We start from the raw sequence: 8,833 nt of genomic DNA, 5'->3' as shown, positions 1-8,833 counted from the left end.
CGGCGATCGCGGCGCGGGTCCGCGACCGCGCGGCCGAGGCGGAGCGCCGGTGGCGCCGGGACCGCGACGACGGCCTCGCCGCGGCCGCCCACCACGGCCACGGGCATGGGCACGGGCACGGGCACGGGCACGGGCACGGGAACGGTGAGGAAGGCGCAGCGCACCGTCACGACGAATTTCCTGAATTCACGACGACGACACCGGGGGAGGGGACCGCGCATGGCTGAGGGCGGTTACATGTTCGGGGACGGGGAGATCGAGCTCAACGCCGGTCAGCGCCGGGAGACGCTGACCGTGCACAACACCGGTGACCGGGCCGTCCAGATCGGCTCGCATTTCCATTTCTTCGAGGTCAACCGGGCGATGAGCTTCGACCGCGACAAGAGCTTCGGAATGCGGCTCGACATTCCGGCGGGTACGGCGGTGCGGTTCGAGGCCGGTGACACCAAGGAGGTGCGGCTCGTCGAGTACGGCGGCGGGCTGCGCATCGTCGGGTTCGGCGGCCTGCTGGACGGAAGCGTCCGCTCCTCGGCCGCGCGCAGGGAGGCGCGCGTCCGGCTGCACGCGCGGGGATACGCCGACACCGGGGCGCACGGTGCGTCGACCGGCGAGCACTGAGGCGCTGGAGCCGCTGCTGGCGCAGTTGCAGCTGACCGACTCGGGATTCCCCAGCGGCCTCTACACCCTGTCGCACGGCGTGGAAGGCCATTTCCAGCTCCGTGCCGTCGGCGCGGACGACCTGTACGACCTGGTACGCGACCTGGTGCGGGCGGCCGGGACCGCCGACGCGGCGGCGCTGGTGCTCGCGCACCGGGCGGTGACCGCCGATGACTGGGACGCGCTGGTGGAGGCCGATCGCCGGCTCTACGCGATCAAGCTCAACCGGGAGCAGCGGACGGCCTCCGTCCGCACCGGACGGCAGGTGCTGGACACCGCCGCACCCGCGTTCGACTCGGCCACGGCGGCCCGGCTGGCGCGCTTGGTCGTCGAAGGCACGGCGCCGGGCAACCACGCGGTCGTCGTGGGCACCGTGCTCGCCGGGCTCGGCGTTCCGGTCCGCGACGCCGTGGCCGGTGACCTGTACGCGTTCGCGGCGGGCTGCGCGGCGGCGGCGGTGCGGCTGGGCCGGATCGACTTCCGGCGGGCGCAGGCGCTGCTGCGCGAGGTCCGGCCGGAGCTGGTCGCGGCGGCGGACGCGGCGCTGGCCGTCCGGGACCCGCGGGACTTGCACGCCTCGGTCCCGGCTGCGGACGCCACCGCCGCCGAGCACGAACGGGCCGAAGCGCGCCTGTTCGTCACCTGACCCGATCGACGTCCGGAGGGACGACATGCAACTGGAAGAGGTGTACAAGGTCGGCGTCGGCGGGCCGGTGGGGTCGGGGAAGACCGCCCTCATCGAGGCGCTGGTGCCGCTCCTGGTCGCCCGGGGCCACCGCCCCGCCGTGATCACCAACGACATCTACACGCAGGAGGACGCCGAGCACGTCCGCCGGACGCTCGCCGGGACGCTGGACGCCGAGCGGGTCGTCGGCGTGGAGACCGGGTCCTGCCCGCACACCGCCGTCCGCGACGACCCGACGATGAACCTGGCCGCGGCGGCCGAGCTGCTCGACCGCTTCCCCGACATCGACGTGCTGCTGTTCGAGAGCGGCGGGGACAACCTGACCCTCACCTTCAGCCCGGCCCTGGCCGACGTCTACGTGTTCGTCCTGGACACCGCCGAAGGGGAGAAGATGCCGCGCAAGCGCGGCCCGGGCACCACCGACTCCGACCTCCTGGTCATCAACAAGATCGACATCGCGCGGTACGTGCGCACCGACCTGTCGGTCATGGAGCGCGACGCGCGCGCGGTGCGCGGCGACGGCCCGGTCATCCTGACCGACTGCCTCACCGGAACCGGCGTCCCCGAGGTCGCGGACTTCGTCCTCGGACGCCGGGAGGCGCTGTGCTCACCGGCGGGATGATCTCCGGGGGACCGGCGACGGGGCCGGCCGGTCCGGTCCGGCCCGACCGGACGACCCCGGCGCACTGCGCTCCGGAGCGGGTGCCGCCGGAGGTGGCCCGGTACGCCGCGACGCCCGACACCCTGCCGGTCGGCGCGGCGGGCAAGGTCGGCGTGCTGGAGCTCGGGTTCGCGCTGGCGGGCGGGCGGACCGAGCTGACCCGCCGGTTCCAGAAGGCGCCGCTGCACATCGCGCGTCCGCTGTTCCTGGACGCCGCGCTGCCCGACATGCCGTACGTCATGTTCCTGTCGTCCGGGGGCGGGGTTCTGCAGGGCGACCGGTACCGCATCGGGCTGGAGTGCGGGCCGGGGACGTCGGCGCATTTCACCACTCAGACCGCCACGCGCCTGTACCGGATGGAACACGACTACGCCACCCAGGTCGTCGAACTGGACGCCGGGCCCGACAGCTACGTCGAGTACCTGCCCGCGACCACGATCCCGTTCGGCGGCTCACGGTTCTACCAGCAGATGAACGTCACCGTCGGCACCCGCGCGACCGTCGTCCTGGGCGAGAAGCTGATGGCGGGACGGCTCGCGCGCGGGGAGCGGCACGCCTACGCCGCCTACTGCACGGACCTGGAAGTCCGGGACGGCCGTGGCCGGCTGCTGTTCGCCGATCCCCTCCGGCTCGTGCCCGGCGAGCGCGCGGTGACCGGTCCCGCCGTGATGGCCGATTTCGGGGTGATGGCCACCCTGTACGTCGTCACCGAGATGGCACGGGCGAGCGAGGTCGCCGACGCCATGCATGCCGCGATCGCCGGCACGGGGCTGCGCGGCGGCGCGAGCGTGCTGCCGGGCGGCTGCGGGGCGTGGGCCCGGATGCTCGGCGACCGGTCTCCGGAGGTCGAAGCGGCCTTCGCCCGCACCTGGGGGGCGGTGCGCGGGCTGCTGCTCGACGTCCCCGCTCCGGAACACCCCATGGGCCGCTGACCGTGGCGCGCCGCCCATGCGCCCGCCGCCGTCCCCGGCGGCGATGACGGGGCCGCGGAACGGCGGTCGCACCGGGGAGCCTTGATCATTGAGGAGTCATGGAGCGCTCTTGGCTTTCCGGTGCGGGATAACGGAGATCAGGATATCGGGTCGCCCTTTCGCCTCGGTTCGCTGGACGTATCGGCCGAGCCTCATGCCCCTGCGACGTCGGCGCCGCCGCTCCGGTCCTCCTGTCCATTTTGTCGAAAGGATCGCGGATGAATCTCACGCCACGCGAGATGGACCGCCTGGTCATCTTCACCGTCGCGCAGATGGCCATCAAGCGGCGCGACCGCGGGGTGAAGCTGAACTACAGCGAGGCGGTGGCGCTGATCACCCACGAGGTCGTCGAAGCCGCCCGCGACGGCAGGTCCGTCGCCGACTGCATGGAGCTGGGCAAGCAGGTGCTGGGGCCCGACAAGGTGCTGCCCGGAGTGCGCGAGATGCTGCCGCTGCTGCAGGTCGAGGCCGTCTTCGACGACGGCACCAAGCTGATCTCCTGCCACGACCCCATCGGAGCGGAATAGCCCCGCGGATCCCCGGCCGTCCGCCGCGATCGTGCCGTGCCGCGGCGCGCGCGAAAGCAAAAGGGCGGACGAAAGCGAATTGCTTAGGAAAGGTGAGTATCGAATGACCTCCATGAGTCGGCAGAAGTACGCGTCGATGTACGGCCCGACGGTGGGGGACCGATTCCACCTCGGCGACACCAACCTCGTCGTCGAGGTCGAGAAGGACCATAACGAGGGGCATTACGGCGACGAGACCCAGTACGGCGGCGGGAAGACCGTCCGCGACGGCATGTCGAGCGATCCCGCGTCCACCGGCACGGTGGCGCTCGACCTGGTGATCACCAACGCCGTGGTGATGGACCCGATGATCGGCATCGTCAAGGGCGACATCGGTATCAAGGACGGCCGGATCGTCGGGATCGGCAAGTCCGGCAACCCGCACACCCAGAACGGCGTGGACCGGCGCCTGATCATCAGCGCCGACACCGAGGTGATCTCCGGGGAGAACCTCGTGGCCACGCCCGGCGCGATCGACACCCACGTGCACTTCATCGCGCCCGAGCAGGCGGCCCACGCGCTGAGCAACGGGATCACCACCCTGGTCGGCGGCGGCACCGGCCCCGCGGACGGCACCCGCGGCACCACCTGCACCCCCGGCGCCTGGAACCTGTCGCGCATCCTCCAGGCCTACGAGGACATCCCCGTCAACGTCGGGGTCTACGGCAAGGGCAACAGCAGCCTGCCCGCGCCGCTGGAGGAGCAGATCCGCGCCGGAGCGGCCGGGCTGAAGGTCCACGAGGACTGGGGGACCACCCCCGCCGTCATCGACACGTCCCTGTCCGTCGCCGACGCCTACGACGTCCAGATCGCGATCCACACCGACACCCTCAACGAGGCGGGCTTCGTCGAGGACACCATCAACACGATCAACGGCCGCTCGATCCACACCTACCACTCCGAGGGCGCGGGCGGCGGGCACGCCCCCGACATCCTGCGGGTGACCGGCGAACCGAACATCCTGCCCGCCTCGACCAACCCGACGCTGCCCTACACCACCAACTCCGTCGACGAGCTCCTCGACATGACGATGGTCTGCCATCACCTCAGCTACGACGTGCCCGAGGACGTGGCGTTCGCCGACAGCCGGGTGCGCGGCGAGACGATCTCCGCCGAGACCGTGCTGCACGACCTCGGCATCATCAGCATCATCGGGTCGGACTCGCAGGCGATGGGCCGGGTCGGCGAATCGGTCACCCGCGCATTCCAGATCGCGCACCACAACAAGGACAAGCGCGGCGCTCTCCCGGAGGACTCGTCCCGCAACGACAACTTCCGGGTCCTGCGCTACCTGGCCAAGCTCACCATCAACCCCGCCCGCGCCAGCGGCATGGCCGACGAGATCGGCTCGCTGGAGGACGGCAAGCTCGCCGACGTGGTGCTGTGGCAGCCTCACTCCTTCGGCGCCAAGCCCTTCATGGTGGTCAAGGGCGGCATGGTCAACTGGTTCCAGATGGGCGACCCGAACGCGTCCTTGCCGACGCCGCAGCCCGTCTACTATCGGCCCACCTTCGGCACCCACTCCGCCGCGCTGTCGGGCACGTGCGTGACCTTCATGTCCCAGGCCGGCATCGAGGCGGGCGTGCCCGAGAGGCTGGGCCTGCGGCGGCTCGTCCGGCCGATCCGCCAGTGCCGGACGGTCGACAAGCGCCACATGGTCCGCAACTCGACGGTCGCCGACATCGCGGTCGACCCGGAGACCTACAAGGTCTCGGTGAACGGCGAGCCCGCCCACATCGAACCCGCGCACGAACTCCCCCTCAACCGCCTGTTCTTCCTCACCTGACCGGGCCGCCGCGCGACCCCATCGTGAACGACCCGTCCTGCCGGAGCGGGGCGCAGCGGCCGGCCGCCGAAACCGCCGCCGACCGGGCCGTCGCCGAACTCGAAGCCCTCGCCCAGCAGACGACCGGCGACGCCGTCGCGGCCTGATCCCCGAGTGCGCTTGACTTCAAGTGCACTTGAAGCCGCAGGATCCCGCGCATGGACCAGAAGAAGACGACAGGCCGCACCAGCGCCGAGACCGACGCGCTCATCGCCCTGCTCGACATCGGCGACTCCATCCCCGGCGCGAGCGAACTGCGCGCGCGTTCCTACGAGTTGCTCGGCGTCGCGCCGGACGCGGCGGTGGTCGACGTGGGATGCGGTTCCGGCCGCGCGGTCGCCGAGATGACCGAGCGGGGCGCGCGGGCCGTCGGCGTCGACCTCGACGAACGGATGGTCGCGGTGGCCGGCGAGCGCTGGCCCGCCGCGGAGTTCCGCGTGGCGAGCGCCTACGAACTGCCCTTCGCCGACGGCGAGCTGCACGGCTACCGCGCCGAGAAGGTGTACCACGTCCTGGACGACCCCGCCCGCGCGATCGGCGAGGCGCGGCGCGTCCTCGCCCCCGGCGGGCGCCTCGTGCTGATCGGGCAGGACTGGGACACCTTCGTCATCGACGCGGACGACGAGGCGCTCACCCGCACCATCGTGCACGCTCGCGCCGACCGGATCCGCACGCCCCGCGTCGTCCGCCGCAGCCGCAACCTCCTCCTCGACGCGGGCTTCACCGACGTCGCCGTCGAGGTCCGCACGAAGGTCTTCACCGACGCGGCGATGGTGCCCGCCCTGGCCGACCTCGCCGAAGGGGCGCGCTCGGCCGGGGCGATCAGCGACGCGCAGGCCGAGACCTGGGTCGCCGAGCAGCGCGAACGCGGCCGCCGCGGCCGCCTGTTCTTCGCCCTCCCCCTCTTCGTCACCACCGCCACCCGCCGCTGACCCGGGCTCGTCAGCGGGCGGTGGCTTTGCCGTTCTTCACGGTCAGTGCGGCTTGGACGCCTTCCGTGCCGCACTGCGGGCCGTCGTGAAGGGTGGCCTTCGGAGTGACGACGAGTTCCTGGTCGACGAACGCGCGGTGGTGCCGGTCGCGCAGGGTGAGCGTTACCTGGACGGGTGATTTCGGCAGGTCCGCGATGTCGGCGAATCCGTGGCGGCCGCCGTCGGGTGAGGCGGACGCGCCGCAGACGGCGTCGGGACCGGTGCCGTGGCATCCCAGCGGGACGCTCGTCGAGGAGGGTTGCAGCACGAGCCGCTTCGTGACGCATGTCCCGTTCCAGCACACGCGCAACGACGCGGACGCGACGCGGGAGGCGTCCGGAGCGGCGATGTCGACGCCGATGCCCGTCGGCGAGAAGACCAGCGGGCACTCGCGTGGGGGGTTCTCGGAGCCGCAGGCGGCGAGGGCGAGCAGGGCGGCGCCCAGCGCCGCGGCTCGGAAGGGCGCCGCCTTCGCGTGGGCGTGCTGGAATCGGCTGACCATCCGCAATGATCAGCACACGACGCGCCCCGGCGGCAGCGGAACGCGGAGAACCCGGGACGTCCGTCGCGCGCCCGCTCGTCCTCCGCGTCAGGATTCGTCCGCATGGCCTGGACCGCGTCCGGTCAGTCGGGCGAGCGGCGGAGTTCGGCGACGACGGTGGCGATGAAGCAGTCGACGCCGAAGTCGAACTGGGAGTCGGCCGGCAGGTCGACCAGGTCGTCCGCGATCGCGACGACGCTCGGGAACTTCTCGGCCGGCAGGGAGGCGTAGAAGTGCTTGCGCTGCCGGCGCAGCTCCGCGCTCTCGGGGTCGTCCAGGCGCCCCCACGGGCGGGGGCGCTGGTAACCGGCGAACCCCAGCGCGTAGGTGATGAGGAAGGAGTAGCAGCGGACGGCCAGCTCGGGGGACAGGCCGGCCTCCAGGAAGCGGGCGATGACGCCCTCCATCCCGCCCTCCATGGAGTGGATGCTCCCGGTGACGCGGCTGGTCATCAGCTGCACGATGCTGGGGTGCTCGCGCATCATGGCGAGGAAGCCGGTCGCGGCGGCGCGGAGCACGGCGGCCGGGTCGGCGGTGTCGGCCTCGGGGATCCGGATGCCGCCGAGCACGTGGTCGGCCATGGCGTCGAGGATCTCCTCCTTGCTGCGCACGTACCCGTAGAGGGTCATGGCGCCGACGCCGAGCTCGGCGGCGATGCGCCGTATCGTCAGTTCGTCCAGGCCCTCGCCGTCCGCGATGCGCAGCGCAGTCTGGACGATGTCGTCCAGACTGAGCGTGCGGCCGCCCTTGCGCGCCCGAGTACGGGCCATGTCGCTCGCCCCTCCGCTAGCTGAGAACGGTTGTCCGGTACAGCATACGGATTTTAGTACGGGCTTTCGGCGGGCTCGCGCAGCACGCTCGCGCGGGGCGCCTCGTCCAGGGCGAGGCAGGGGGCGATCCGCGCGCCGGCGCCGGGTCCGAGCTGGCGGCGGAACTTGGCGATGATCGTTTCCCGGGACGGTTCCACCGGGTCGCGCACCTCCTTCCGGACGAGCCCGCCGTCGGGGAGGCGGACGGTCACGCGGGCGCTCCAGTGCTCCGGAAGGTGGCGGTCGAGGTCGGGTGCGGCGCGGAGCACAACCTCGGGGGCGCCGGGCGGGAGCGGACCGCGGTAGGACGCGACGTCGTCGGCGGCGCCTGCGAGGAAGGCGGCCACGGCGAACGCGGCGCTGGCCGCCGCCTCGGTGGGGCCGGGCGGCTCCCGGTCGTCGCTGACGAACCGCAGCATCGGCCCCGGCACATCGATCTCGAACCGCCGGGCCGAGCCGAGCGGGACGCCCTCCCGCGCGAGGGCGGCCAGCGCGTCGAGCGCCGCGTGCAGCGGACGGGCGCACGGATACGCCTTGAACGAGCAGCCGTCCAGGTGGGGGCGGGCCGAGTCCGTCGCGGGGAGCGGGGGCGCGCCGAGCGCGGCGGCGGCCGGCCCGTCGAGGACGGTCCCGCTCGCGGTGGCTCCGGCGCGGGCCAGGTAGGCGGCCTCGACGCCGTCCGCGGCGGCCCGTCCGACGAGGGCGTAGTGGCCCGTGCCGAGGACGTCCGCGCCGAGCAGGCCGCTGGAGCCGGCGGCGGCGATGCCGAGCGCGGTGGTCGTGCGCTCCTCGTCCAGCGCGAGCAGCGACGCCGTCGCCGCGGCCGCGCCGAGCGCGCCGAGCAGGGCGGTGGGCCACCAGGCCCGCTCGTACAGCCGGGGCCCGCCGAAGCGCGTCCCCGCCTCCACGACCGCCTCGTATCCGGCGATCACCGCGTCGGCGACGGCCCGGCCCGGCAGCCCCTCCCGGTCGGCGACCGCGAGCGCGGCCGGGACGGTGACGGCGGACGGCACCACGGCGGCGGACGGGTGGAAGGCGTCGTACTCGTCCAGGTGCGCGAGGGTGGCCTCCACCAGCACGGCCGTGCGGAGGGAGTGCCGCCCCGGGAGGCCGGTCACGGCCAGCCCGCCGCCGCCCCCGACCTCGG

11 protein-coding genes are annotated in these 8,833 nt (G+C 72.8%); 8 read left to right on the top strand and 3 right to left on the bottom strand.

The window, feature by feature from the left end:
• Window positions 1-219 precede the first annotated feature (219 nt).
• The 8 genes from ureB (at window position 220) to ABZ914_RS40480 (ending at window position 6,297) form a co-directional block, all read left to right on the top strand.
• On the top strand, window positions 220-618 hold the full coding sequence (gene ureB, locus ABZ914_RS40515) for an urease subunit beta (RefSeq protein ID WP_433135858.1): 399 nt from the start codon (window positions 220-222) through the stop codon (window positions 616-618).
• On the top strand, window positions 596-1,303 hold the full coding sequence (locus ABZ914_RS40510; RefSeq protein WP_500199900.1) for an urease accessory protein UreF: 708 nt from the start codon (window positions 596-598) through the stop codon (window positions 1,301-1,303). The genes ureB and ABZ914_RS40510 overlap by 23 nt, the downstream gene beginning before the upstream one ends.
• A 25-nt stretch (window positions 1,304-1,328) precedes the next feature.
• A complete protein-coding gene (gene ureG, locus ABZ914_RS40505; RefSeq protein WP_500199899.1) occupies window positions 1,329-1,964 on the top strand; it encodes an urease accessory protein UreG in 636 nt (211 codons plus the stop codon).
• The gene (locus ABZ914_RS40500; protein WP_500199897.1) at window positions 1,946-2,935 is read left to right on the top strand and encodes an urease accessory protein UreD; all 990 of its coding nucleotides are present in this window, start codon (window positions 1,946-1,948) and stop codon (window positions 2,933-2,935) included. Before ureG ends, ABZ914_RS40500 begins: the two co-directional genes overlap by 19 nt.
• Before the next feature lie 257 nt (window positions 2,936-3,192).
• Window positions 3,193-3,501 carry an urease subunit gamma gene (locus ABZ914_RS40495; protein ID WP_500199896.1) on the top strand — a complete coding sequence of 103 codons (309 nt, stop codon included), beginning with the start codon at window positions 3,193-3,195 and terminating at the stop codon, window positions 3,499-3,501.
• A gap of 103 nt (window positions 3,502-3,604) precedes the next feature.
• On the top strand, window positions 3,605-5,326 hold the full coding sequence (gene ureC, locus ABZ914_RS40490; protein ID WP_500199894.1) for an urease subunit alpha: 1,722 nt from the start codon (window positions 3,605-3,607) through the stop codon (window positions 5,324-5,326).
• A 23-nt stretch (window positions 5,327-5,349) separates the two neighbouring features.
• Window positions 5,350-5,472 carry a hypothetical protein gene (locus ABZ914_RS40485; RefSeq protein WP_500199892.1) on the top strand — a complete coding sequence of 41 codons (123 nt, stop codon included), beginning with the start codon at window positions 5,350-5,352 and terminating at the stop codon, window positions 5,470-5,472.
• 51 nt (window positions 5,473-5,523) lie between these two features.
• The gene (locus ABZ914_RS40480) at window positions 5,524-6,297 is read left to right on the top strand and encodes a methyltransferase domain-containing protein (protein ID WP_500199890.1); all 774 of its coding nucleotides are present in this window, start codon (window positions 5,524-5,526) and stop codon (window positions 6,295-6,297) included.
• 10 nt (window positions 6,298-6,307) lie between these two features.
• On the opposite strand, the gene ABZ914_RS40475 is transcribed toward ABZ914_RS40480, so the two are convergent.
• The 3 genes from ABZ914_RS40475 to ABZ914_RS40465 all read right to left on the bottom strand — a co-directional run.
• Entirely contained in the window at window positions 6,308-6,838 is a 531-nt protein-coding gene (locus ABZ914_RS40475) for a hypothetical protein (RefSeq protein ID WP_500199888.1), read from the bottom strand.
• Between the two features lie 122 nt (window positions 6,839-6,960).
• Window positions 6,961-7,647: a TetR/AcrR family transcriptional regulator gene (locus ABZ914_RS40470; RefSeq protein ID WP_500199886.1), complete on the bottom strand. Its 687-nt coding sequence runs from the start codon at window positions 7,645-7,647 to the stop codon at window positions 6,961-6,963.
• A gap of 53 nt (window positions 7,648-7,700) precedes the next feature.
• Window positions 7,701-8,833: MmgE/PrpD family protein (locus tag ABZ914_RS40465; protein WP_500199884.1), on the bottom strand; the 1,133-nt coding region annotated here is incomplete at its 5' end.

It is taken from the genome of Spirillospora sp. NPDC046719 (assembly GCF_040645715.1).
Taxonomy (GTDB): Bacteria; Actinomycetota; Actinomycetes; order Streptosporangiales; family Streptosporangiaceae; genus Spirillospora.
This window is presented reverse-complemented; position numbering and strand designations above follow the sequence as displayed.

What these genes read in the sequence shown, in the direction of transcription:
- ureB (WP_433135858.1), top strand. Translation starts at nt 220, where the DNA reads ATGGCTGAGGGCGGTTACATGTTCGGGGACGGGGAGATCGAGCTCAAC.
- ureG (WP_500199899.1), top strand. Translation starts at nt 1,329, where the DNA reads ATGCAACTGGAAGAGGTGTACAAGGTCGGCGTCGGCGGGCCGGTGGGG.
- ABZ914_RS40495 (WP_500199896.1), top strand. Translation starts at nt 3,193, where the DNA reads ATGAATCTCACGCCACGCGAGATGGACCGCCTGGTCATCTTCACCGTC.
- ureC (WP_500199894.1), top strand. Translation starts at nt 3,605, where the DNA reads ATGACCTCCATGAGTCGGCAGAAGTACGCGTCGATGTACGGCCCGACG.
- ABZ914_RS40480 (WP_500199890.1), top strand. Translation starts at nt 5,524, where the DNA reads ATGGACCAGAAGAAGACGACAGGCCGCACCAGCGCCGAGACCGACGCG.
- ABZ914_RS40475 (WP_500199888.1), bottom strand. Translation starts at nt 6,838, where the DNA reads ATGGTCAGCCGATTCCAGCACGCCCACGCGAAGGCGGCGCCCTTCCGA.
- ABZ914_RS40470 (WP_500199886.1), bottom strand. Translation starts at nt 7,647, where the DNA reads ATGGCCCGTACTCGGGCGCGCAAGGGCGGCCGCACGCTCAGTCTGGAC.